This is a genomic window from Halomonas sp. HMF6819 (genome assembly GCF_044335525.1).
GTDB lineage: Bacteria > Pseudomonadota > Gammaproteobacteria > Pseudomonadales > Halomonadaceae > Vreelandella.
This window is the reverse complement of record NZ_JBIQVY010000005.1, coordinates 64,779-87,432: the sequence shown is the minus strand read 5'-3', so window position 1 is coordinate 87,432 and position 22,654 is coordinate 64,779. Positions and strand designations below refer to the sequence as shown.

20 protein-coding genes are annotated in these 22,654 nt (G+C 62.2%); 17 read left to right on the top strand and 3 right to left on the bottom strand.

All coding sequences use genetic code 11. The features are described from left to right. The first annotated feature begins 2 nt into the window (after window positions 1-2). The 17 genes from leuD (at window position 3) to ACGLWX_RS14570 (ending at window position 18,708) form a co-directional block, all read left to right on the top strand. Window positions 3-650 (top strand): 3-isopropylmalate dehydratase small subunit, encoded by a 648-nt coding sequence (gene leuD / locus ACGLWX_RS14650; RefSeq protein WP_396240759.1) that lies wholly within the window; start codon window positions 3-5, stop codon window positions 648-650. 106 nt (window positions 651-756) lie between these two features. After that, window positions 757-1,839, top strand: coding sequence for a 3-isopropylmalate dehydrogenase (gene leuB, locus ACGLWX_RS14645; RefSeq protein WP_396240757.1), 1,083 nt, complete (start codon window positions 757-759; stop codon window positions 1,837-1,839). 101 nt (window positions 1,840-1,940) lie between these two features. Then, window positions 1,941-3,053 (top strand): aspartate-semialdehyde dehydrogenase, encoded by a 1,113-nt coding sequence (gene asd / locus ACGLWX_RS14640; RefSeq protein ID WP_396240755.1) that lies wholly within the window; start codon window positions 1,941-1,943, stop codon window positions 3,051-3,053. Window positions 3,054-3,228: 175 nt separating this feature from the next. Next, window positions 3,229-5,388 carry a FimV/HubP family polar landmark protein gene (locus ACGLWX_RS14635; protein ID WP_396240753.1) on the top strand — a complete coding sequence of 720 codons (2,160 nt, stop codon included), beginning with the start codon at window positions 3,229-3,231 and terminating at the stop codon, window positions 5,386-5,388. A gap of 33 nt (window positions 5,389-5,421) precedes the next feature. Next, window positions 5,422-6,363, top strand: a complete 942-nt coding sequence (truA, locus tag ACGLWX_RS14630; protein WP_396240751.1) for a tRNA pseudouridine(38-40) synthase TruA — start codon at window positions 5,422-5,424, stop codon at window positions 6,361-6,363. A 72-nt stretch (window positions 6,364-6,435) separates the two neighbouring features. Further along, entirely contained in the window at window positions 6,436-7,065 is a 630-nt protein-coding gene (locus ACGLWX_RS14625; RefSeq protein ID WP_396240749.1) for a phosphoribosylanthranilate isomerase, read from the top strand. Between the two features lie 144 nt (window positions 7,066-7,209). Continuing rightward, window positions 7,210-8,397, top strand: a complete 1,188-nt coding sequence (gene trpB / locus ACGLWX_RS14620; protein WP_396241043.1) for a tryptophan synthase subunit beta — start codon at window positions 7,210-7,212, stop codon at window positions 8,395-8,397. Between the two features lie 8 nt (window positions 8,398-8,405). Beyond that, window positions 8,406-9,209: a tryptophan synthase subunit alpha gene (trpA, locus tag ACGLWX_RS14615; RefSeq protein ID WP_252109253.1), complete on the top strand. Its 804-nt coding sequence runs from the start codon at window positions 8,406-8,408 to the stop codon at window positions 9,207-9,209. A 99-nt stretch (window positions 9,210-9,308) separates the two neighbouring features. Next, window positions 9,309-10,304 (top strand): acetyl-CoA carboxylase, carboxyltransferase subunit beta, encoded by a 996-nt coding sequence (accD, locus tag ACGLWX_RS14610; protein WP_396240747.1) that lies wholly within the window; start codon window positions 9,309-9,311, stop codon window positions 10,302-10,304. After that, window positions 10,297-11,586, top strand: coding sequence for a bifunctional tetrahydrofolate synthase/dihydrofolate synthase (folC, locus tag ACGLWX_RS14605; RefSeq protein WP_396240745.1), 1,290 nt, complete (start codon window positions 10,297-10,299; stop codon window positions 11,584-11,586). Before accD ends, folC begins: the two co-directional genes overlap by 8 nt. Window positions 11,587-11,644: 58 nt before the next feature. Then, window positions 11,645-12,316 carry an SPOR domain-containing protein gene (locus tag ACGLWX_RS14600; protein WP_396240743.1) on the top strand — a complete coding sequence of 224 codons (672 nt, stop codon included), beginning with the start codon at window positions 11,645-11,647 and terminating at the stop codon, window positions 12,314-12,316. A gap of 2 nt (window positions 12,317-12,318) precedes the next feature. Next, window positions 12,319-12,909 (top strand): CvpA family protein, encoded by a 591-nt coding sequence (locus ACGLWX_RS14595; protein WP_252109249.1) that lies wholly within the window; start codon window positions 12,319-12,321, stop codon window positions 12,907-12,909. Between the two features lie 99 nt (window positions 12,910-13,008). Further along, window positions 13,009-14,529: an amidophosphoribosyltransferase gene (purF, locus tag ACGLWX_RS14590; protein ID WP_396240741.1), complete on the top strand. Its 1,521-nt coding sequence runs from the start codon at window positions 13,009-13,011 to the stop codon at window positions 14,527-14,529. 28 nt (window positions 14,530-14,557) lie between these two features. Continuing rightward, on the top strand, window positions 14,558-15,766 hold the full coding sequence (locus ACGLWX_RS14585; protein ID WP_396240739.1) for an O-succinylhomoserine sulfhydrylase: 1,209 nt from the start codon (window positions 14,558-14,560) through the stop codon (window positions 15,764-15,766). 266 nt (window positions 15,767-16,032) lie between these two features. Then, complete coding sequence (locus tag ACGLWX_RS14580) at window positions 16,033-16,590, top strand: cytochrome b (RefSeq protein WP_396240737.1); 558 nt, start codon at window positions 16,033-16,035, stop codon at window positions 16,588-16,590. A gap of 61 nt (window positions 16,591-16,651) precedes the next feature. Next, the gene (locus tag ACGLWX_RS14575; RefSeq protein ID WP_252109245.1) at window positions 16,652-17,236 is read left to right on the top strand and encodes a YceI family protein; all 585 of its coding nucleotides are present in this window, start codon (window positions 16,652-16,654) and stop codon (window positions 17,234-17,236) included. Between the two features lie 149 nt (window positions 17,237-17,385). After that, window positions 17,386-18,708, top strand: a complete 1,323-nt coding sequence (locus ACGLWX_RS14570; RefSeq protein WP_396241041.1) for an MATE family efflux transporter — start codon at window positions 17,386-17,388, stop codon at window positions 18,706-18,708. On the opposite strand, the gene ACGLWX_RS14565 is transcribed toward ACGLWX_RS14570, so the two are convergent. The 3 genes from ACGLWX_RS14565 to ACGLWX_RS14555 all read right to left on the bottom strand — a co-directional run bounded on the left by ACGLWX_RS14565 (window position 18,671) and on the right by ACGLWX_RS14555 (window position 22,458). After that, window positions 18,671-20,152, bottom strand: a complete 1,482-nt coding sequence (locus ACGLWX_RS14565; protein ID WP_396240735.1) for an NCS2 family permease — start codon at window positions 20,150-20,152, stop codon at window positions 18,671-18,673. The two genes, ACGLWX_RS14570 and ACGLWX_RS14565, sit on opposite strands and share 38 nt — an antisense overlap. Window positions 20,153-20,242: 90 nt before the next feature. Then, window positions 20,243-21,433 carry an aromatic amino acid transaminase gene (locus tag ACGLWX_RS14560; protein ID WP_396240733.1) on the bottom strand — a complete coding sequence of 397 codons (1,191 nt, stop codon included), beginning with the start codon at window positions 21,431-21,433 and terminating at the stop codon, window positions 20,243-20,245. 125 nt (window positions 21,434-21,558) lie between these two features. After that, the gene (locus ACGLWX_RS14555; protein WP_396240731.1) at window positions 21,559-22,458 is read right to left on the bottom strand and encodes a GGDEF domain-containing protein; all 900 of its coding nucleotides are present in this window, start codon (window positions 22,456-22,458) and stop codon (window positions 21,559-21,561) included. Between the last annotated feature and the right edge of the window lie 196 nt (window positions 22,459-22,654).

Sequence of the window (22,654 nt, the reverse complement as noted above, 5' to 3'; positions counted from 1 at the left end):
CCATGAAAAAGTTCGAACGCATCGAGGGCCTGGTCGCGCCGCTGGATCGCGCCAACGTCGACACCGACCTGATCATTCCCAAGCAGTTTCTCAAATCCATCAAGCGCACCGGCTTTGGCGTGAATCTGTTCGACGAGCTGCGCTACCTCGATGAGGGCCAGCCCGGCCAGGACTGCTCGCAGCGCCCGCTCAATGAAGGCTTCGTGCTCAATCAGCCGCGCTACCAGGGCGCCCAAGTGCTGCTCGCCCGGCGCAACTTCGGCTGCGGCAGCTCCCGCGAGCACGCGCCCTGGGCGCTGGAGGACTTCGGCTTTCGCGTGGTCATCGCACCGAGCTTCGCCGATATCTTCTACAACAACGCGTTCAAGAACGGCATTTTGCTGATCACTCTGCCGGAAGAGCAGGTCGAGCAGCTGTTCCAGGAAGTAGAAGCGCAGGAAGGCTATCGCCTCGACGTGGACCTGGAAAATCAGCGCGTGACCACGCCCGGCGGCGATACGTTCACCTTCGACGTCGATGCTTTTCGCAAGCACTGCCTGTTAAACGGCCTGGACGATATCGGCATCACGCTCCAGGACGAAGACGCCATTCGCGCCTTCGAGCAAAAGCACAAGGCTGCTCGCCCCTGGCTTTTCCGTCAGTCCGCCTAAGCGCGATTAGTCTCCGTCAGGCGTCGCAAGATGTTCACTAGCGCGTTGCAATTGGGTTGCAGCGCGCTGGCAGGCTTAACGCCAAAGAATATGCAAAGGATTTAAAATGACTCAGAAAGTGCTTCTGTTGCCCGGCGACGGTATCGGCCCGGAAATTGCTGCCCAGGCGGCGCGCTTGTTAAAAGCCTGTCAGGACGCAGGGCTCGATATCGAGGTCGAAGAGGCGTTGGTAGGTGGCTCGGCGTTCGATGTTCACGGCGAGCCGCTGCCCGCCGAGACTCTCGAGAAAGCCAAAGCGGCCAGCGCCATTCTGCTCGGCGCCGTTGGCGGGCCGAAGTGGGACAAGATCGAGGATCTCTCCAAGCGTCCGGAAAAGGGCCTTTTAGGGCTTCGCAAGAACCTCGGGCTTTTTGGCAACCTGCGCCCGGCGCTTTTGTACCCGCAGCTGGCTAGCGCCTCGAGTTTGAAGGCCGAGCTGGTGGCCGGGCTCGATATCATGATCGTGCGCGAGCTGACCGGCGGTATCTACTTCGGCCAGCCCCGCGGCATCGAAGAGCGGAACGGCGAGCGCGTGGGCTTCAACACCTACGTCTATTCGGAAAGCGAAATCGAGCGTATCGGTCGCGTGGCCTTCGAGATGGCGCAAAAGCGCGGCAAGAAACTCTGCTCGGTGGACAAGGCCAACGTGCTGGAAGTCACCATCCTGTGGCGTGAAGTGATGGAGCGCCTGGCGCCGGAGTATCCGGACGTCGAGCTCTCGCACATGTACGTCGACAATGCTGCCATGCAGCTCGTTCGCGCGCCCAAGCAGTTCGACGTGGTGGTCACCGGCAACATGTTTGGCGATATTTTGTCCGACGCCGCGGCCATGCTCACCGGCTCCATCGGCATGCTGCCCTCGGCCTCGCTCAACGAAACCGGCCAAGGCATGTACGAACCCTGTCACGGCAGCGCCCCTGACATCGCCGGACAGAACATTGCCAACCCGTTGGCGATGATGCTGTCGGTGGCCATGATGCTGCGCTATTCGCTCAACGAAGCCGGTCTTGCCGAGCGCATCGAGACCGCGGTGGGCAACGTGCTCGACCAGGGCCTTCGCACCGCGGATATCGTGCAGGAAGGCGAGGTCAGCGTTTCCACCGTCGAGATGGGTGACGCGGTGATCGAGGCGTTCAACGCGTTGGCCTGAGTGTCGCTGCGTTTTCCCTCGCCGTCGGCCGCTGTACGCAGCGGCCGACGTCTTTTGTTATAGTGGGTGTTACAAGATTCTACTCTACGGGAGATCAAAGCATGTTGAAGGTCGGTTTTGTCGGTTGGCGGGGCATGGTGGGCTCGGTACTCATGAACCGCATGCAGGAAGACGGTGACTTCAACGGCATCGAGCCGGTGTTCTTCACCACGTCTCAAGTCGGCCAGTCAGGCCCCGACATCGGCGTCGACGTGCCCGCGCTTAAGGACGCTTTCGATAATGAGGCGCTCAAGGCGCTGGACGTGATCATTACCTGCCAAGGCGGCGACTACACCAAAAAGGTGTACGGCGACCTGCGCAAAAGTGGCTGGAACGGCTACTGGATCGACGCCGCCAGCACTTTGCGCATGGAAGACGAAGCGACCATCGTGCTTGACCCGGTCAACCGTCGCGTCATCGACGAGCAGCTGGCCAAGGGCGCCAAAACCTTCGTGGGCGGCAACTGCACCGTCAGCCTGATGTTGATGGGCCTCGGCGGGCTTTTCGAGGCTAACATGATCGAGTGGATGACCTCGATGACCTACCAGGCCGCCTCCGGCTCCGGCGCCAAGCACATGCGCGAGCTTCTGAACCAGATGGGCGATCTGCGCGAAAGCGTGGCGTCTGATCTTTCCGACCCGGCCAGCGCCATTCTGGAGATCGACCGCCAGGTGACCGCCAAAATGCGCGGTAGCGATTTCCCCACAGAGAACTTCACCGCGCCGCTCGCCGGCAGCCTGATTCCCTGGATCGACAGCAAGCTCGACAGCGGCCAGAGCCGGGAAGAGTGGAAGGGCTTCGTCGAGACCAACAAGATTCTGGGCCTTGGCGACAACCCGATTCCGATCGACGGTCTTTGCGTGCGAATTGGCGCCATGCGCTCGCACAGTCAGGCCTTCACTATCAAGCTCAAGCAGGACGTGCCGCTCGACGAGATCGAGGACCGCATCGCCAAGCACAACGACTGGGTCAAGCTGATTCCTAACGACAAGGAAGCGACCATCGCCGGGTTGACCCCGACTGCGGTAACCGGGACGCTGGACGTACCGGTTGGGCGTCTACGCAAGCTCAACATGGGCGGCGAATACCTCTCCGCCTTTAGCGTGGGCGACCAGCTTCTGTGGGGCGCGGCGGAGCCGCTCAAGCGCATGCTGAAGATTTTGCGTGAGAACTGATCGCTCGCGCATTCATCGTTCGAAAAAGGGAGGCCCAGGCGGCCTCCCTTTTTATTTGCCCCGCACAAAAACCGCTACACTCGCGTAGGAAGGTCGTACCAACTGAGGTATGGTCATAAAGCATGAAGTGGCGCCCGCGCGGTGGGCGCTGACTAATCAACCTCGAGGGGCCTGGATGAAAAAAACGCTCGCCGGGGGCGTCTGGTGCGCTCTTGCAACGCTCAGCCCAGCCGCGCTTGCCGTAGAGTTCGGGCCGGCCACTACGCTTTCGCCACTACAGGCACCGCTCGATGCCAGGGTCAGCCTTCTGGCTGCGGATAACGTTCGCGTCGAGGATATCAGCGCGGCCGTGGCCGAGCCCGCCGCGTTTAGCGCCCTGGGCCTTGCCTGGTCGCCGCTGCTCTCCGGCGTTGACATCGTGCCAGTGCGACAGAACGGACGCACGTTCTTGCGCCTGAGCGGCGCCCGCGCCGTCGATACGCCCTGGCTCGATGTGCTGATTACGCTGACCACCCCGAGCGGTCGCCAGACGCAGATGGTCACGCTGCTGTTCGACCCGGTGGATTATCTGCCCGGCACGACGGACACTCGGCTTGCCGCCACGCCCGCGCCGGTTTCCTCACCTTCGCAACCGGCGCTGGCATCTGCCTTATCATCCAGCGCGCCGCGGCCAGCGCCTACGGCGTCTCAGCCAAACACGCTTTCAACAGCCGGCTCCTATGCCACGGTCGCCCGCGGCGATACGCTGTGGGACATCGCGCTTCGCACCCGTCCGCCCGGCGTCGACGTGCAGCAGATGATCATCGCACTGGCCGACGCCAACCCGGCGGCATTCGAAGATGGCGGCATCGACCGTCTCAGCGTGGGCCAGCGCCTCAAGGTGCCCGGGCGTGAGCAGGCGCTACGCCTGAGCCCGCAGCAGGCGGCGTTGGCCGTCACTGCGCGAAGCGCGGCAACGCCGGCCACCAATATCGAGGCCGACCCGACGGCATCCCGCCCGCAGCTGGCGCAAAACGCCTCGTCTGATGAACCCGCGAACCCCGCCGAGCCCTCACCGGCAGCCGACGCACCGCTGCTGGCAGAAAGCGCCGGAGAGGGCGGCGATGTCGCAGATGAATTGAGCGATGGCGGGGTGGTCGAGGCGCTAGCGCTGATGAACGATCTGGCCATTGAGGCGCCTGAACAAAGCGTCGAGATCACGCCACAAAGTATCGAAGCGGCGCTTGCGATCAGCGGCGAGCCGATTCCCGACGGCCGGGCCTGGGCCAACAGCCCGCTTTCCACCGACGTGCTGGGTCAGGTACTGGCGTCGCTTTCGCCCTTCGCTACGGTCGAGGCCGCCCCGACGGAGAGCGAGTATCGTGCGATGCTCGACGAGCAGGCGCGCCAGGCCGCCGAGATCGAGTCGCTCACGCTTGAAGTGGCCGAGTTACGTCAGGCACTCGACGAGGTACGCGCGCTGGCCGCGACCCCAGCCCAAGCGCCAACGACCCAAACGCTTCCCGTTACGGCGGCGCCCGAGGCGACGGCGCCCAGCACAGCTGGGCCGGGAAGTAGCGCACAAGAAGCCTCTCCCGGGCCGCTGGCGCTGTTGCGCGAGCACTGGGTATGGCCGGTGGGGCTTGGGTTGGCGCTGTTGCTGGCCGCAATGGTGATCAGCCGTAAACGCCGCGAGCGCCAGTGGGAGCCCGCCCCGGCCGCCACGCCGCCGCCCGCAAGCTCCAGCACGCCCACGCCGCCCGCTCGAGCCCGCACCAAAGCCGAACCTAGCGCCACGCCTGTCGCACCGGCCAGTGCTAAACCCGTAGAGACGCCCAAAGCACCTGCACCCGAAAGCGAGACCGCTCACACGCCCGAACCGCCCGCCGCGGTGCCGACCGCCCCGGTCGAGGAACCTGCGCCGACAAAAACACCGCTCGAGGAGCAAGAGCGCGCCCCACAGGCAGAAGAAACCCCGACGTTTCACGCCGTAACCGAGGCGCCCGCGCCGCAGACCCTGACGCTCGAGCGCCGCGCCCTGAGCGGCCAGACTCGCGTTCGCCCAGCGGCTGACGAGTGGGAAGAGCGCGAGCCCTTGATGGCGTCGAGCGTTGAGGAGCCTGCCCCCGCCCCGGCAGAGGAAGAGGAAGAACAAGCGCTGTCGCTGGCGTCCCAGAAGCCGGCCCGGCCGTCCAATTACACCATCGACTACCGGCCTGAAAGTCTAGCGGGTAACGCTGCGGCACCGTCCATCTCGAGTGACTACTCGCCGCCCGTGATTGATATGCCGGCGTCGAGCCCGGAGTGGGAAATCGAGGAGGTAGCATTTAAACCGCGACGTCGGGATAATGGCTGACCCTTTTCTCTGATTTTCAATACGGCGTGGCTGATGACGCTTTTTTACCATTTCGATGAAACCACGCCGCTCGACGGGCGGCTGGCGCTCGGTATCGAATACGACGGCACGCGCTTTTGCGGCTTTCAACGCTTGAAGCACGCCGCCTCCGTTCAGGCGGCGGTGGAGGAGGCGCTGGCTAAAGTGGCCGGCGCGCCGGTGCAGATTCACGCCAGCGGTCGCACCGACTCCGGCGTCCATGCGACCCGACAGATCGTTCACTTCGACCCGCCAGCGGCGCGCAGTGAAAAGGCCTGGATCTTTGGCGCCAATACCAATTTGCCCAAGGATGTCGCCATTCGCTGGGTCAAACCGGTCGGCGACGATTTCCATTCTCGCTTGGGCGCGCTGGCACGGCGCTACCGCTATGTTTTTTTGAACCAGCCCAGCCGCCCGGTGCTCGAGCGCCATCAGGTCACCTGGTGTCGCGACCCGCTGGATGCGCCCGCCATGCACCGCGCCGCCCAAGCGTTGGTGGGCGAGCACGACTTCTCGAGCTTTCGTGCGGCAGGGTGCCAGTCCAAAACGCCCTGGCGGCAGATGCACTTTTGCGAAGTGAGCCGCCACGGGCAGCTGGTGGTGATCGACATTCAGGGCAACGCCTTTTTGCACCACATGATCCGTAACATCGCCGGCGCTCTGGCAAGCGTGGGGCGCGGCGCGCAGGACGAAAGCTACATCGCGGCGCTGCTGGCCAAGAAAAGCCGCCGGGACGGAGACGTTACCGCGCCGGCCTGCGGGCTTCACTTCGTCGACTCGGTCTTTGACGAGCGCTTCGCGCTTCCCCGGGAGCCGCTAGGCCCCCATCTTCTGGCGTTCACCGGCGAGTGGACCGGTGATCGAACGCTTCCGGACAATCCGCGCATCGCCGCTCGCCGCAAGCTCTCTTTTGCCAAAAAAACACCTTCGCCTGTCGTTAAGAATCCAGTCGGCTAGAACCCTGCAGGCTGAGCCTTGCCGGCCAACGGCTTTGCAAGGCCGTCAAGCCTCACTACCCGGAGACGCGCCATGCGCACGCGCATCAAGTTTTGTGGAATGACCCGAGAAGCGGATATCGACGCTGCTGTGGGCCTTGGCGTTGACGCGCTGGGGTTTGTCATGTGGCCGGGCAGCAAGCGCGCCGTCTCCCTGGAGAGTCTCGAAACGTTGAGCGCCCGAGTGCCGGCCTTCGTGACCCGGATCGGGCTCTTCGTCGACCAGCCGGCCGAGGTCATCGAGCGGTGTCTGCCGTATCTCGATCTTTTGCAGTTTCACGGCAGCGAACCGGCGGCGTTTTGCGAGCATTTTGGGCGGTCCTGGATCAAGGCGCTGCGCATGCGTGACGACGTGGACCTTCACCGCGCCGCACGAGAGTATTCAGGTGCCCGGGCGCTGCTGCTGGACGCCTACCGCCCCGGCGTTCCCGGCGGAACCGGGGAAACTTTCGACTGGTCCAGAATTCCCGCAGATCTCGAAAAACCTGTTATCCTCGCCGGTGGACTGACCCCGGCTAACGCCTGCGATGCGGTGGCGCGCGTAGCGCCCTTTGCGTTGGATGTTTCCGGCGGAATCGAGGCGACGCCGGGCGTCAAGGACTCGGCCGCAATGAGTGATTTCGTGCGCCAAGTGGCACTCGGCGACTCGAAGAGTTTTCACTGAGTCGAGGCCGTCAGGTTTTATTTACTCAATATTACGTTCATTTACCGTTTGCCTGCTCGGGCGATCTTGTGAGGTACCTCTGTGACTGTTTCAGCGACTGGTGATACCGAAACTGTGAAGACCCGGTTCAGCGATCTGACCAAAATGCCGGACGCGCGCGGCCACTATGGCCCTTACGGCGGTCGCTTCGTGTCTGAAACCCTGAGCTTCGCTCTGGAAGACCTGGAGAAGATCTACACCAGCCTGCGCGACGACCCGGACTTTCAGGCCGAATTCGATCATGACCTGGCCCACTACGTTGGCCGGCCGTCGCCGCTTTATCATGCCAAGCGCTGGTCCGACTCTCTTGGTGGGGCGCAGATTTGGCTCAAGCGCGAGGATTTGAACCACACCGGCGCGCACAAGGTGAACAACACCATCGGTCAGGCGCTGCTGGCGAAAAAGACCGGCAAACCCCGTGTGATCGCCGAAACCGGCGCCGGCCAGCACGGCGTGGCCACCGCCACGGTCGCGGCGCGGCTGGGGCTTGAGTGCGACGTCTACATGGGTGCGACGGATGTCGAGCGCCAAAAGCTCAACGTTTACCGCATGCACCTGCTCGGCGCGCGGGTCATTCCGGTCGAATCCGGCACCCGCACTCTGAAGGACGCCATGAACGAGGCGCTCAGGGATTGGGTCACCAACGTCGACAATACCTTCTACATCATCGGCACCGTGGCCGGGCCACACCCGTATCCGCAGCTGGTGCGCGATTTCAACGCCGTCACCGGGCGCGAGGCACGCAGACAGTCGCTCGAGCAGATCGGCCGACTACCGGATGCGCTGGTTGCCTGCGTCGGCGGCGGCTCCAACGCCATCGGGCTGTTTTACCCGTTCTTGGAAGATGACGACGTCGCCATGTACGGTGTCGAAGCCGGCGGCGACGGCGTCGAAACCGGCCGCCACGCAGCCCCCTTGGCCTCCAATGCCCCACGAGGCGTGCTGCACGGCAACCGCACCTATTTGATGTCGGACGAAGCGGGACAGGTGTCGGACACCCACTCGATTTCCGCCGGACTCGACTACCCGGGCGTGGGCCCGGAGCACTCGCTCTGGAAGGACGCGGGGCGCGTTAACTACGTTGCCGCCAACGATAAAGAGGTGCTCGAGGCGTTTCGCGAGCTGACCCGCATGGAAGGCATCATGCCAGCGCTGGAGTCCGCCCACGCGCTGGCGCACGCCAAGGTGTTGGCGCCGACCATGCGTGCTGACCAGCACATCGTGGTGAACCTTTCGGGTCGTGGCGACAAGGACATCATGACCGTTGCCGACATTGATGGTCTCAAGTTTTAAGGGTAAGCATGAACCGTATCGATCAACGCTTCGACGAACTTAAACGCCAGGGCCGCAAGGCCTTGATCCCCTACATCACCGCCGGCGACCCGGGCCCCGAGCACACCGTGGGCTTCATGCACGCCCTCGTGGAGGCCGGCGCCGATGTGATCGAACTGGGCGTGCCGTTTTCCGACCCCATGGCCGACGGCCCGGTGATTCAAAAGGCCTGCGAGCGCGCGCTCTCCAAAGGCACCCGGTTGGTGGACCTTTTGGACATGGTCGCCGAGTTTCGCCAAACCGACAGCGAAACGCCGGTGGTGCTGATGGGCTACCTGAACCCGATCGAGCGCATTGGTTACGCAAATTTCGCCGACCGGGCGTCAAGCGTGGGCGTTGACGGCGTACTCGTCGTCGACATGCCGCCGGAAGAGGCCGAGGAGTTTGGGCCGCTGTTGAAAGCGCGTGATTTGGCGGCAATTTTCCTGGTTGCACCTACCACTTCCCGTACCCGAGCCGCTACAATATGCGCCCACGGTGAAGGGTACCTTTATTACGTGTCGCTCAAGGGCGTTACCGGCGCCGCCACGCTCAATGCCCAGGACGTGGCCGAGCATCTTGCGCCGCTGCGTGAAATGACAACGCTTCCGCTCTGTGTGGGCTTTGGCATTCGCGACGGCGTTACCGCCGCCGAGGTCTCGAAGGTCGCCGATGGCGTCATCGTCGGCAGCGCGCTTGTGAACCGCATTGCCGAGAACGTCGAGTCGCCGGAAGTGATCGCCGGCGAGCTTAGAAGCGTGCTTGGAGAAATGCGCGCCGCGATGGACGCCTGAATCCCTTCATCGTCTAAACTGTTTTAATGATGCACTTTGATCGACGACACTCACAGCCTGGCGAAGCCGGGCGTTGACGACTACGGAAGCCTTTTTGATATGAGCTGGTTAGACAAAATCGTACCCTCCATGGGCCGTATCCAGCGTAAGGACCGTCGTGCCAGCGTGCCCGACGGTCTTTGGCGTAAATGCCCCAAGTGTGAAGCGGTTCTCTACCTGCCGGAGCTGGAAAAACACCAAAACGTTTGCCCCAAGTGCGACCACCACTTGAGGCTGACCGCGCGCAAACGCCTTGACTGGTTTTTGGACAAGCAAGGGCGCGAGGAGATCGCCGCCGATCTCGAACCCGTCGACCGGCTCAAGTTCAAGGACTCCAAAAAGTACAAGGATCGCTTAAGCGCCGCTCAAAAGGAGACCGGCGAGAAGGATGCGCTGATCGTCATGCGCGGTGAGCTCGACGGTCTGCCGATCGTCGCCGTTTCGTTTGAGTTCACCTTCATGGGTGGCTCGATGGGTGCGATCGTGGGTGAGAAATTCGTCCGCGCGGCGACCGTCGCCCTCGACGAGGGGATTCCGCTGGTCTGCTTTGGTGCCTCCGGCGGGGCGCGCATGCAGGAGGCGCTGTTCTCGCTCATGCAGATGGCGAAAACCTCCGCGGCGCTTGAAAAGCTCAAGCAGGCCGGCGTGCCCTATGTCTCCGTGCTGACCGACCCGGTCTTCGGCGGCGTGTCGGCGTCGCTCGCGATGCTTGGGGATCTCAATATCGCCGAGCCCAACGCGCTCATCGGCTTTGCCGGCCCGCGGGTCATCGAGCAGACGGTGCGCGAAACGCTGCCGGAAGGGTTCCAGCGCAGCGAGTTCTTGCTCGAGCATGGCACCGTCGACATGATCGTTCATCGCCACGAAATGCGCGACCGGGTCGGCGGCGTACTACGCAAGCTCACTCACCAGAGCGCGCGCCCTGTAGTACAGGAAAGCGTCGAGATGGCTGAGGTCAAAGAGCCGGTGGTTGACGAAGAGGCGCTGGCAAACGAGGCCGAAGCCAAAACGACCTCGACCGACTCCTCAAGCGATGAAGACAACCGCAATGCCTGACACGTTAGCCGGCTGGCTCGAACACCTTGAAACCCTGCACCCGGTGGGTATCGACTTGGGGCTCGAGCGCGTCTCGAACGTGGCCGAGCGAATGGGTCTGTTGGAGCGCCCGGTCGCCACTCGTGTAGTCATGGTGGCAGGCACCAACGGCAAGGGCTCGACGCTTGCCATGATGGAAGCGGTAGCCCGTGCTCATGGCTACCGCACCGGCACCTATACCTCGCCGCATCTGGTGCGCTACAACGAGCGCGTGACGGTCAACGGTCAGCTTGCAGGTGACGCCGAGCTGATCGAAGGCTTCGAGCGAGTCGAAAAGGCGCGCACCCAGGAGCCGGCAATCAGCCTGACCTATTTCGAGGCGGGAACGCTCTGTGCACTGTGGTGTCTTTCTCAGCAGGCACTAGACTTGGCGTTTCTGGAAGTGGGATTGGGCGGGCGGCTGGATGCGGTCAATATTTTCGAGCCGGACGTGAGCGTCGTCACGACTGTCGCCCTTGATCACGCCGACTACCTGGGCACCGACATCGAACAGATCGGCCGCGAAAAAGCGGGTATTTTCCGGCCGCTGAAGCCCGCCGTATTAGGCAGCCGGTCGCTGCCGGTAAGCGTTGCGGAGACCGCCATCGAAATGGCCTCGACGCTTCACGCGCTGGGTGTGGCCTTCAAGCATAGCGCCGACGCGAAGGCGAGTAATGACCTGATCACCCGCTGGTGCTGGCACGGTTTGACCGATGAAGGCGATACCGTTTCCCTTGACGCGCTCATCGACCCGGGCCTTCCCATCGACAACGCCGCCACGGCGCTGCAGGCGCTGGCACTGGTCGGCGTGAGCTTCGATACCGCGCTGGTCAATCAGGCGTTTCGCTCGCTGATCGTAGCGGGGCGGATGCAGTGGATCGGGCAGTGGTGTCTGGACGTAGGCCATAACCCCCACGCCGCGCGCTACGTCGCGAGCCGTTTGCCAACGCTTGAAGAGGGCGCTCGCCAGTGGGGGCTGATCGGCATGCTCAAGGATAAGGACGCCGATGGCGTACTGGAGGCCTTGATGCCGTGTATCAGTGACTGGGTATGCGTAAGCCTTGATGGCGAGCGCGGGCGGCCCGCTGCGGATCTTGCAGAGCGCATTAAAGCGAAGGGCGGGGTGGTTCGCGCCCTGGCCGATTCTCCCGAGCAGGGCGTTGATATCATTGGTGCCGAGTTCGACAGCCGTGATCGCGTCCTCGCCATGGGGTCGTTCAAAACCGTTGCCGCGCTTTTGGAATACCCGCTGCCGCAGGCCTGATACAGCCAACGCGATACGCCTGGCGCTCGAGCCGGCCTCACGCTGTAAGGAGAGGGATATGAAATACGGTAAAGCGGAACGCATTAGCGGAATCGTGATACTCCTGGCGCTGCTGGCGATGTTCGTGCCGTGGCTGATGGGCGACCCGGCCCCTCGCGAGGAGCGCCCTCAGCCGACGTTCGTCATCGAACAGCCCGATAGCGTGGCGCGGCGTGACGTCCCCGAGCCCCAGGCACCGGCAAGCGTCGAGGCACTGACCAACGGTGAGTCGGCCCAGGGCGCCGGCGGCCAGGAGGGCGTCGACGCCGTGCCGGCCGAGCCTCGTGCACCGCTTACCGATCGCGTCGCCGCCGCCCAGAGCGGCTCCAACGCCTCAAATGCGCCGGAAGAGGCGCCGGCCCAGGCGGACCCGATCGCCGAGATCGTGGCGGCCAACACGGCAACATCGAACACGTCATCGAGCGCGAACCAAACATCTTCGGCCCCCGCGACCGCTGCGCAAGGCGAATGGGCGGTTCAGGTGGGCAGTTTCGGCGATATTTCCAACGCCGAGCGCCTTTCCGAGCAGCTTTCGAATCAGGGCTTCAGCGCATTTCGTCGCGCGCGAGACAACAACCTCACTTCGGTCTATGTCGGCCCTTACGCCACCTCGGAAGAGGGCGAGTCGGCGATGGCGCTGATCAAACAGCGTGCCAACGTTCAGGGGCTGCTGGTGCGGGTTAGAGATTGACGATGGCGCTAACGTGGCTCGACGCGCTGTTCTTGGCCGTGATGGCGCTGTCCATGATGATGGGGTTTTTGCGTGGCTTCGTCCGTGAAGCGCTGGGGCTGAGTGCCTGGATCGTCGCGCTCATGGTGGCCCGGGTGCTCGCCGACCCGGTCGCCGAGCTCTTGAGCGGCATGATCGACAGCTACGATGCGCGCCTGGTGGTGGCTTTTGCGCTGGTGATCTTTGCGGTAATTCTTCTTTGCGGCATCGTGATTCGACTGGTGCACGCCGCGGTCGTCTGGGTCGGCATGGGGCTTTTGAACCGCTTCGCCGGCGCCGCCTTTGGCTTGGCTCGCGGCGTGGTGGTGCTTCTTATCGCAACGGTGGTGATCACGCTGACGCCGCTTTCGGATCTCAATGCTTGGCAGCAGGCGAGCCTTCGCCCCACCTTTATCGAACTACGAGACTGGGCCGTTAGCCAGCTTAATCAATGGGAGCGCGAGCTCCCCCGAGCGCCCGAATCGCTTCGCGATATCAGCCTGCCCGAGCTTCGCTCGATCCGGCCGTCGGACGACTCCTCGAGTGCGCCTTTGCCCTCCTCGAACGCGCGTTGACGCGGCGGGGGAAAAGGGATGGCGGACAAGTAATATTCAGGTTTGAACACGCTCGAGCTTGCCTTCGGGTAAGCCGCAGCACAAAGAGAGGTAACGGGAATGTGCGGTATTGTGGGCCTTCTGGCCGGGCAAGCGGTGAATCAGGGCATTTACGATGCGCTGACCGTACTTCAGCACCGAGGGCAGGACGCCGCGGGCATGATGACGTGGAGCGAGGGACGCTTTCTACTGCGCAAAAGCAACGGCCTGGTGCGCGATGTCTTCCACACCCGCCACATGGCGCGCTTGAAAGGCCATCTGGGTATCGGTCACGTGCGCTACCCCACGGCGGGCTCCTCGAGCGAAGCCGAATCCCAGCCGTTTTACGTCAACTCGCCCTACGGCATTGCGCTGGCGCACAACGGTAACCTGACCAACTCCGAGCAGTTGAAGCAGGAGCTTTTTTCGACCGACCTTCGCCACATCAATACGAGTTCCGACTCGGAAGTGCTGCTCAACGTGTTTGCCCATGAGCTCGGCAAGCAGGGCCTGCATTTGACCGCCGAGGATATCTTCGATGCGGTGCGCCGGGTGCATCGTCGCTGCAAGGGCGGCTACGCGGCGGTGGCGATCATCAACGGCTTTGGCATGGTCGCGTTTCGCGACCCGCACGGCATTCGCCCGGTGGTGTTCGGCACCCGCAAGGAGGGCGGCACTCAAGAGGTCATGATCGCTTCTGAGTCTGTGGCGCTGGACGTCGGCGGCTTCGAGCTCGAGCGCGACCTGGGCCCGGGTGAGGCGATCTTCGTCGACATGCAGGGCAACTACCACACCCAGGTATGCGCGGACCGCCCCGAGCTTTACTCCTGCATTTTCGAGCACGTTTACCTTGCACGCCCGGACTCGCTGCTCGACGGCGCCTACGTTTACGGCACACGCATGCAGATGGGCCGCAAGCTGGGTGATCGCATTCTCAACGAGTGGCCGGATCACGATATCGACGTGGTCATCCCGATTCCGGATACCTCGCGCACCTCGGCGCTGGAGATGGCGCAGCACTTGGGCGTGACCTACCGCGAAGGGTTCATGAAGAACCGCTACATCGGGCGGACCTTCATCATGCCGGGCCAGACCCAGCGCAAAAAATCCGTGCGGCAAAAGCTCAACGCGATCGACGTCGAGTTTCGCGGCAAGAACGTGCTGCTGGTGGACGACTCCATCGTGCGCGGTACGACCTGTAAGCAGATCATCCAGATGGCTCGCGACGCTGGCGCGCGCAACGTTTATTTCGCCTCCGCCGCGCCGCCGGTTCGCTACCCGAACGTCTACGGCATCGACATGCCGGTCGCCTCGGAGCTGATCGCTCACGGGCGAACGGAAGCGGAAGTGGGCGAGCTGATCGGCGCCGATCGCATTTTCTACCAGGATCTGGACGACCTGAAAGAGGCGTGCCGCGAAGTGAACCCCGATATGAAAGAGTTCGACTGCTCGGTCTTCGACGGACAGTACGTGACTGGCGATATCGATGAGGCGTACCTGGCCGTACTTGAAGCCAACCGCAACGACGCCGCCAAGGATCAAAGCGCCGGCGATCACGCGCTGGTCGACATGCACAACCAGGACGACGATCTGGACGACTAACACGCCCACGGAGTGCAAAGGTAGCCTTATGCAGGACGATTTCGATCATTCAAACGATGTGCCAGAGTACGCGCTGGACACGCTGGCCATTCGCGCCGGCCACCACCGCACCTTCGAGCAGGAGCACTCCGAGCCGATCTTTCCGACCTCGAGCTTCGTCTACGAAAGCGCCGCCGAGGCGGCGCGCAAGTTCGGCGGCAAGGAAGCCGGCAACGTCTATTCCCGCTTTACCAACCCGACGGTGCATACCTTCGAGCGTCGCCTGGCCGCACTCGAAGGCGCCGAGCGCTGTGTAGCGACCAGCTCCGGCATGGCGGCAATTCTCTCGACGGCGCTGGCGCTGCTCTCCCAAGGCGATGAAATCGTCGCCTCGCGCTCGCTGTTTGGCTCCACGGTCAGCCTGTTCGACAAGTATCTGGGCAAGTTCGGTATTACCACGCGCTACGTCGAGCTTTCCGATCTCGACGCCTGGGAACGTGCGATTACCCCGGCCACCAAGCTGCTGTTTGCCGAAACGCCCTCGAACCCGCTGTCCGAGGTGGCGGATATCGCGGCACTTTCGAAGCTCGCTAAAGAGCACGGTGCTCTGCTTGCCATCGATAACTGCTTTTTGACCCCGGCGCTTCAGCAGCCCATCGCTTTGGGGGCGGATCTTGTGATCCACTCGGCGACCAAATACCTGGACGGGCAGGGGCGCGCGATTGGCGGCGCCGTGGTCGGGCGCTCCGAGCTGCTCGAAGAGGTATTCGGCGTGGTGCGCACCTGCGGGCCTTGCCTGAGCCCGTTCAATGCCTGGATTTTCACCAAGGGGCTCGAAACGCTGTCGCTGCGTATGAAGGCTCACAGTGAAAATGCCTTGGCGCTGGCCCGGTGGCTCGCCGAGCACCCGGCGGTCGAGCGCGTGCACTACAGCGGCCTTGAGCACCACGCCCAGCACGCGCTTGCTAAAAAGCAGCAGCGCGGCTTTGGCGCCGTGCTGGGGGTCGAGGTCATCAACGGTCAGCAGGGCGCTTGGCAGGTGATCGACGCCACTCGGCTTTTGTCAATTACCGGCAACCTGGGCGATGTCAAAACCACCATCACCCACCCGGGTACGACCACCCACGGCCGGCTGTCTGATGCCCAGCGCGAGGCGGCGGGGATTGCACCGGGGCTCATCCGCATCGCGGTGGGGCTAGAGGACCAGCAGGACATCCGCACTGACCTTGCCCGTGGGCTCGATGCGCTGGCAGGATAAAGCCCACTGGCTTCTAGCTTATTCAAACCCCGCTCCGGCGGGGTTTTTTTATGCTTGAGCCGGATCGGATAAAAGTCGGCGTTCGAAATTATTGGCGCCAATCGAATTGTTAGCGTGGTAATGAACGGTTTTTACGAACGAACTGTCTCGCTTTTTTCAGCGGTGCTCCAACCGGTAAACCGTTATGCTCTGCACACTTTCCAAATCAAAACCTTATCTACCGCTTAGGCGATAAAAGACGGTAGCTCTTCATCGGGGATTAGGGCATGTGGCGCAATACGCGAAGCGGTTGGGGGCTTGTCAGCATTTCGTTTCATTGGCTCAGCGCCTTGGCCGTGATCGGTCTTTTTATACTAGGCTGGTGGATGACCGGCCTTGGCTACTACGACCCCTGGTACAACCAAGGGCCTTGGGTACACCGCTCGATCGGTATCCTGCTGTTAATGGTCACCACCGCGCGTATTGTCTGGCGGCTTGTGCAACCTACTCCAAAGGGTGAGGGCAGCCGATTCGAGCGTCTTGCCGCCCATGTAGGGCATATCGGTCTGTACGTACTGCTGCTTCTGGTCATGTTGAGCGGCTATCTGATTTCGACGGCGAACGGGCGAGGCGTAAGCGTCTTCGACTGGTTCGAGATGCCGGCGGTGCTTTCGAATCTTCCCAATCAGGCGTCCATTGCTGGCGACATTCACTGGTACAGCGCGGTGACGCTCATCGTCATTGCCGCAGGCCACGCGCTGGCCGCGCTCAAACATCACTTCGTCAGCCGTCACGCGACGCTTTCGCGGATGCTTAGCCCGGCTTATAGCCGCCGCCGCGCTTAACGATTTCACCCGGGTCGCCCCAGCGCCCCGACTCTACCAAGGAAAGAAAGGAGACGTTTCGATGTTGAAAAAGAGCCTTGTTGCAACTGCGGTTGCCGCCGCTGCGCTGGTGCCGCTAAGCCAGGCCCAGGCCGCCGACTACGTGGTGGATACCGAAGGCCAGCACGCCTTCGTACAGTTCAAGATCAGCCACCTGGGCATGTCCTACATTCTGGGCAGCTTCGAGGAATTCTCCGGCGAATTCACCTATGACGAAGACGATCTGGACGCGTCTTCCATCGAGATGGAAGTGCAGGTCGATAGCCTGAACTCCAACCACGCCGAGCGCGACCGTCATATCCTGAGCGAAGACTTCCTCAACGCCAGCGAATTCCCGACGGCCACGTTCACTTCGACCGGTTTCGAATCCGATGGCGACAATGAAGGCACGCTAACCGGCGAGCTGACGCTGCACGGCGAAACCCAGCAGCTTGAAATGCCGGTAACCCTGATCGGTGAAGGCGACGACCCTTGGGGCAACTACCGCGCCGGTTTCGAAGGCAGCACCATGATCACGCTGAGCGATTACGGTATCGACATGAGCGACTTCCCGGAAGCCATGCACGAGCTCGAGCTCTACGTGGTGTTCGAAGGTATCCGCCAGTAAGTCCGGCGTGTTAAAAAAGCGCCATCGCCCCGGCCGGGGCGGTGGCGCTTTTGCGTTTTGAGTAGCAAAAAATTTTCGATAGGAGTTTCGACTTGGCCACTTCGCGTCAGCATACTCTGGGCGTCACGCTGTGGCGACAAACCTGGCCGATGGCCATCGGCGTTCTCGCGCTGCTGGGCTTTCAACTGGTCGATAGCGCCTTCATTGCGCGCTTGGGCACGGCGCCGCTGGCGGCGCAGTCGTTCACCTTTCCGCTCTCGTTTTTGATCATCGGCGTGCAGGTCGGCATGGGAATTGCCATCGCCGCGCTGGTCTCGCGGGCGCTGGGGGCGGGCGAAGAAGAGCGTGCACGGCGCTTGGGAAGTCTCGTACTGCTCGCCGGTGGCGGCGTCATCGGCGCGCTGTGCATTCTGCTTTGGCTCCTGCAGGCACCTATTTTTACGCTTCTGGGCGCCGATGATACTGCCCTTGGTTACATTCGAACCTACTGGGGCCCGCAGCTTTTCTCCGCCTGGTTGGCCGCGCTTTTATACTTCGTCTATAGCCTTTTTCGCGCCCACGGCGATACTTATCTGCCCGGCAAGATGATGGTGCTGAGCAGCGCGGTGAATTTGGCGCTCGACCCGCTGCTGATCTTTGGCGCGGGCGACTGGTCCGGGCTCGGGCTTCCCGGGGCGGCCTGGGCGAGCGTCGTCGCTTTTGGCGTTGGGCTTGCGGTAATTAGCCGCAAACTGGCACGCCATCGGTGGCTGGCGTTCGACGGCATTTATCCTGAAGCGCGAGACTCGTGGCGACGTTTTATCGGAATCGCCGGGCCAGCGATGATCAGCCAACTGATGCCGCCGCTGGCCGCGATGCTCGCGATCACCGCGGTCGCCGGGCTTGGCGACGTTCAGGTGGCGGCCTGGGGGTTGGCGAATCGGCTGGAAACCATGTCGCTGATGGTGATTCTCGCCATGACCATGTCGCTGCCGCCCTGGCTTGGCCGCTGCTATGGCGCGGGCGACTGGGGGCAGATCCATCGGCTGATGCGCCTGGCGCTTAAGGTGGCGCTGGTGTGGCAGCTCGCTCTCGGCATCGTGCTGGCGCTCGTTGCGCCTTGGGTGGCAGCGGCGCTGGCGGGTAACCCGGAGGTGCGCGAGGCGCTGACGCTGTTGATCCGCTTCATGCTGCCAAGCTATGCGCTGCTCGGTGTATGCATGCTGGTCGTGTCGGCAGGCAACGCGCTGGGCTGGCCGCTTCGCGCGATGCTCTTGTCCAGCGCTCGGCTGTTCGTGTTCTACCTGCCGTCTTTATGGCTCGGGGCATTGCTCTTTGGCTGGGTGGGTCTGGCCGCCGGCGCTGCGATCGGCAACGTGATGGCCGGGCTTGCCGCCTGGGTCGTGCTGCGGCGCATACTGTCGCGCCCGCACCGCCAGGCGGCTCCCGATGATGCTAGGGACGACGCACTTTCTGAAACGCGAAGTAGCTGAACAGTAGCGCCATGGCAAGATAGCCCATGACGAAGTCCGGCGCGGCGTTGAGCGCAAGTTTCGGTGCGTGCATCAAGCCCACAAACGAGAAGCCCGCCGCGACTAGCGCGAAGACCGCCGCCTTGCGAAAACGGTGGTCGATGGCGCACACCGTCATCGCGCCGAGCAAAATGGCCATGAACATGGCGCCCTGACCCATCACCACGATGGCCGAGGAGATCCCGCTGACGACCTCTTCGGCGCCGCGGTTGAAGCGGGTCGACACGTAGTTGGCGAAATAAGGCAGCATGGCCAGCGCCACCGCCGGGTAATAGCGGGTATCGTTGGCCTGGAACGCGGTGGCGATCATCGAAATGCCCACAAAGACCAGTATGGGGGCGACCACGGAAACGGGAATGATCGCCGCGAGCGCTGCAATCAGCCCGAGCATGGTCGCCAGGCCATACACCGCGCCGTTAGCAATGCTGTAGCCGCGCCCGGCGCCCATCCACTTGGCGCCGACCGTGGCGATGTACACCGTGGTGGGAAACACGCCGCCGAACAGCGCGCCGATCATGGTGCCCACACCGTCCACCGCCTGACACTCGCGCACATCGTATTTATCGCCGGCGGCCTCCATCGCCTCGACGTTGTTCATCGTCTCGATGGCGTTGTAGAGCGTGATCGGCAGCACCACGGTCAGCACCGCCAGCATACCGCCGAACAATAAGCCAAGCCCTTCCCACCAGGCCAGGTTCGGCAGCAGCGGATAAAAGCCGAGATGCGTGAAGGCGTCGCTAAAGCGCTCGCCGCCGGCATCGCCGATCAGGTACGCCATCACCGTCCCCAGCACGATGGCAAATAGTGACGTGGGAAGCTTGAATGGCATACTCACCCGGGCGATCAGCCCAACGATGGTAATGCCCAGCACAAGAAGCCCGATGACTGGCATCTCCAACGTCTTGAATAGCATTTCGCCGGCGATGAACGTGAGCGCCACGCCCGCCACCGCGCCGAGCATGGCCGCCCGTGGCAAGTGGTGCTGCACGAAGCGCCCGACCAGGCTCACCAGCGCCTCTATGGCGCCGCTGATGAAGCAGGCCGCCACTGCCACCTTCCAGGCAAGCGTTGCGTCGCCAGTCAGCTGTTTGGCCGGCAGCAGCACGCCGAACAGAAAGACGAACATGACCGGCGTCGAGATGCCGTAGGAGAGCGCGGTCACGTCGCTTCGCTGCTCCCGATGGGCCAGGCGCGTCGCACTCCAGGCGTAGTAGAAATTGCCCGCCATGACCGCTACCGCAGCCCCAGGCAGCACCTGCCCGAAGACGATCTCCGCGGGAAAGTCCATACCCAGCATGGTGATCGCGATGATCACGAAGTTGGCGATATTGTTTTGAAACAGCGCGAAAAACGCGTCGGTGTCTTCTTTTTTGTACCAGGGGTAGTGAAAGCCTTGGGCCGCCATGAAAGCCTCAAAATGTGACTGATCGATCAGTTTTGGTGGGCGAAAACAAAAGCGCCCAGACGATTGTCTGGGCGCTTTTAAAGGGTCATGTTACTCGTTGACGGCGGCGATCGCCTTGGCCAGATACGGCAGGCTCTCCTGGGAGAAACCGGCCACGTTGGCCCGGCCCGAGCGCACCATGTATATGCCGAACTCGTCGCGCAGACGGTCGACCTGCTCCGGCGTCAGGCCGGTGTAGGAGAACATGCCGCGCTGCTCGGCAACGCAGGCGTACTTGTCAGAGAGGCCATAAGGCTTGAGCGCTTCGACGAAGTCGCGGCGCAGCGTATTGATGCGATCGCGCATTTCGGTCAGCTCTTCACGCCACATCGCCTTGAGTTCCGGGTCGTGGAGAATTTCGCTGACGATGGCGCCGCCGTGGGCCGGCGGATTGGAGTAGTTTTCCCGCGCAACGATGGCAACCTGGGAGCGCACGTTCTCCATCTGCTCTTCGTCCTTCGCCACCAGAATCAGGGCGCCGGTGCGCTCACAGTAGATGCCGAAGTTTTTCGAGCAGGAGCTGGTGATGATGACTTCGTCCAGGTTCTCGGCGAGAAGGCGTACGCCGTAAGCGTCTTCTTCCAGCCCTTCACCGAAGCCCTGGTAGGCGAAATCGACCAGTGGCAGAAGCTTGCGCTCTTTCAAAATCTCGAGCACTTCCTGCCACTGCGCTTGGGAGAGATCGAAGCCGGTCGGGTTGTGGCAGCAGGCGTGTAGCACGACCACATCACCTTCGGGAATTTTCTTGAGCGCGCTGACCATGCCCTCGAAGTCCAGACGGTTGTCCGGATCGACGTAGGGATATTTATGAAGTTCGATACCTGCCGAGGTGAAGATACCGTGGTGGTTCGGCCAGGTCGGGTCGCTGACCCAGATGCCCTTGCCCGGCATCTGGCCGGCGATGAAGTCCGCCGCCAAGCGCAGCGCGCCGGTACCGCCGGGAGACTGGGTAGCGCTGGCACGTTTCTGGCTCAGTACGCTCGAGTTTTCACCCAGTACGATGGGCAGCACGGCCTCGCCGTAGGCGGGCGCGCCGTGAGAGCCAATATAGGTTTTGGTCGTTTCGTTATTGAGCAGACGAGCCTCTGCTTCCTTGACGGCGCGCATGATCGGCGTATTGCCGTTGGCATCGCGATAAACGCCGACGCCCAAATCCACTTTCTGTGGGTTGGTGTCTTTTTTGAAAGCGTCGATCAGTCCAAGAATGGCATCACCCGGGACCCGCTCAATATGCTCGAACATTGAAATGACTACCTCGTTAAGCGATGAATAATATGCAGCGCTTTATGATGCCATCGCGTTCAGGGAACTGCCACACCGCTGGCCGGGTAATCGCTAAAAGAGTCGCCGTCTTGAGGGTCTTGGCTTCACTGGATGGCGTAAACGCAGTCGCGCCCGGTATCCTTGGCGCGATAAAGCGCCTTGTCCGCGCGCTTTAAAAGCGTGGCGAGTATCTCCTGCGGTCGGTGCTCGGCGATTCCGATGCTGATGGTGACCTCCCCGGTGCCGGCGCCCAGGTCGAGCTTCGCGACACTGTCGCGCACGCGCTCGGCGACGCTGTAACAGTGGCCAAGCGTGGTGCGTGGCGCTACCGCCACGAACTCTTCACCACCGAGCCTTGCCAGCATGTCGCTGTCGCGAAGAAGTGCTCTGATGCGCTCGGCTAGCGCACGCAGAATCTCATCGCCGTAGGCGTGGCCAAAATGGTCGTTGAAGCGTTTGAAGTGGTCGACATCGATCATCATGATCGAAAAGGGGGTTAAGTCGTGCTGGCTCACCATGCTCAAGCGGTTGAGCTCCAGCATCAGCTTGCGACGGTTGGGAAGCCCCGTCAGCACATCGGTATGGCAGCGTTTCTCGAGACGCTGTTCATTCACCACCTGGCCTGTGATGTTCATCATCATGCCGTTGAAGCGAACGCCGTCGCCACAGCGCACTGGTGACGCGCTGACGCCGATCCAGTAAGCCTTGTGCGAGGGGTGGCAAAGCCGAAAACGGGTGGCCAACGGGACGAGCCAGCGTGCAGAGCGCTCGATGGCGGCGCTCACCATCGGCCAGTGTTCGCCGGTGAGCTGTGCGATGCCCTTATTGGCGCTGTCGGCCAGCGCCGCGCGGTCAAGGTGATCGAGGATGTCGCGATCGCCTTCCAGATAGGTAAACCTTAGGGTGCCATTTGGCGAGCGGTCGAGCTGAAATATGACGCCCGGAAGATTGGGAAGAAGCGCCTCGGTGGTGGGCGCCGTCAAGGATGGATTGATCACGTGCATGCGGTGTACCACATGGTAAACGTTGAAAAAATGGAAAACGATCCGACAGGGTAGCGTGTTAACGACCGGGTTTCTGTAAGCCTTTACTGACAGCGATCGTGGATCTTTATATTTTATCTTCATAACCATGGCTGTTTTTAGTCACATGGTTGTTTAAAGGCTGGATAACGTTGACTGCGTTGAAACGATGTTCCGG

Bases quoted from the DNA above. Each gene is read 5' to 3' on its own strand.
- ACGLWX_RS14560 (WP_396240733.1), bottom strand. From the start codon at position 21,433: ATGTTCGAGCATATTGAGCGGGTCCCGGGTGATGCCATTCTTGGACTG.
- ACGLWX_RS14600 (WP_396240743.1), top strand. From the start codon at position 11,645: ATGAAATACGGTAAAGCGGAACGCATTAGCGGAATCGTGATACTCCTG.
- ACGLWX_RS14565 (WP_396240735.1), bottom strand. From the start codon at position 20,152: ATGGCGGCCCAAGGCTTTCACTACCCCTGGTACAAAAAAGAAGACACC.
- truA (WP_396240751.1), top strand. From the start codon at position 5,422: ATGACGCTTTTTTACCATTTCGATGAAACCACGCCGCTCGACGGGCGG.
- asd (WP_396240755.1), top strand. From the start codon at position 1,941: ATGTTGAAGGTCGGTTTTGTCGGTTGGCGGGGCATGGTGGGCTCGGTA.
- folC (WP_396240745.1), top strand. From the start codon at position 10,297: ATGCCTGACACGTTAGCCGGCTGGCTCGAACACCTTGAAACCCTGCAC.
- ACGLWX_RS14635 (WP_396240753.1), top strand. From the start codon at position 3,229: ATGAAAAAAACGCTCGCCGGGGGCGTCTGGTGCGCTCTTGCAACGCTC.
- ACGLWX_RS14585 (WP_396240739.1), top strand. From the start codon at position 14,558: ATGCAGGACGATTTCGATCATTCAAACGATGTGCCAGAGTACGCGCTG.
- ACGLWX_RS14570 (WP_396241041.1), top strand. From the start codon at position 17,386: ATGGCCATCGGCGTTCTCGCGCTGCTGGGCTTTCAACTGGTCGATAGC.
- leuB (WP_396240757.1), top strand. From the start codon at position 757: ATGACTCAGAAAGTGCTTCTGTTGCCCGGCGACGGTATCGGCCCGGAA.
- purF (WP_396240741.1), top strand. From the start codon at position 13,009: ATGTGCGGTATTGTGGGCCTTCTGGCCGGGCAAGCGGTGAATCAGGGC.
- leuD (WP_396240759.1), top strand. From the start codon at position 3: ATGAAAAAGTTCGAACGCATCGAGGGCCTGGTCGCGCCGCTGGATCGC.
- trpA (WP_252109253.1), top strand. From the start codon at position 8,406: ATGAACCGTATCGATCAACGCTTCGACGAACTTAAACGCCAGGGCCGC.
- ACGLWX_RS14555 (WP_396240731.1), bottom strand. From the start codon at position 22,458: ATGCACGTGATCAATCCATCCTTGACGGCGCCCACCACCGAGGCGCTT.
- accD (WP_396240747.1), top strand. From the start codon at position 9,309: ATGAGCTGGTTAGACAAAATCGTACCCTCCATGGGCCGTATCCAGCGT.
- ACGLWX_RS14575 (WP_252109245.1), top strand. From the start codon at position 16,652: ATGTTGAAAAAGAGCCTTGTTGCAACTGCGGTTGCCGCCGCTGCGCTG.
- ACGLWX_RS14595 (WP_252109249.1), top strand. From the start codon at position 12,319: ATGGCGCTAACGTGGCTCGACGCGCTGTTCTTGGCCGTGATGGCGCTG.
- ACGLWX_RS14625 (WP_396240749.1), top strand. From the start codon at position 6,436: ATGCGCACGCGCATCAAGTTTTGTGGAATGACCCGAGAAGCGGATATC.
- trpB (WP_396241043.1), top strand. From the start codon at position 7,210: ATGCCGGACGCGCGCGGCCACTATGGCCCTTACGGCGGTCGCTTCGTG.
- ACGLWX_RS14580 (WP_396240737.1), top strand. From the start codon at position 16,033: ATGTGGCGCAATACGCGAAGCGGTTGGGGGCTTGTCAGCATTTCGTTT.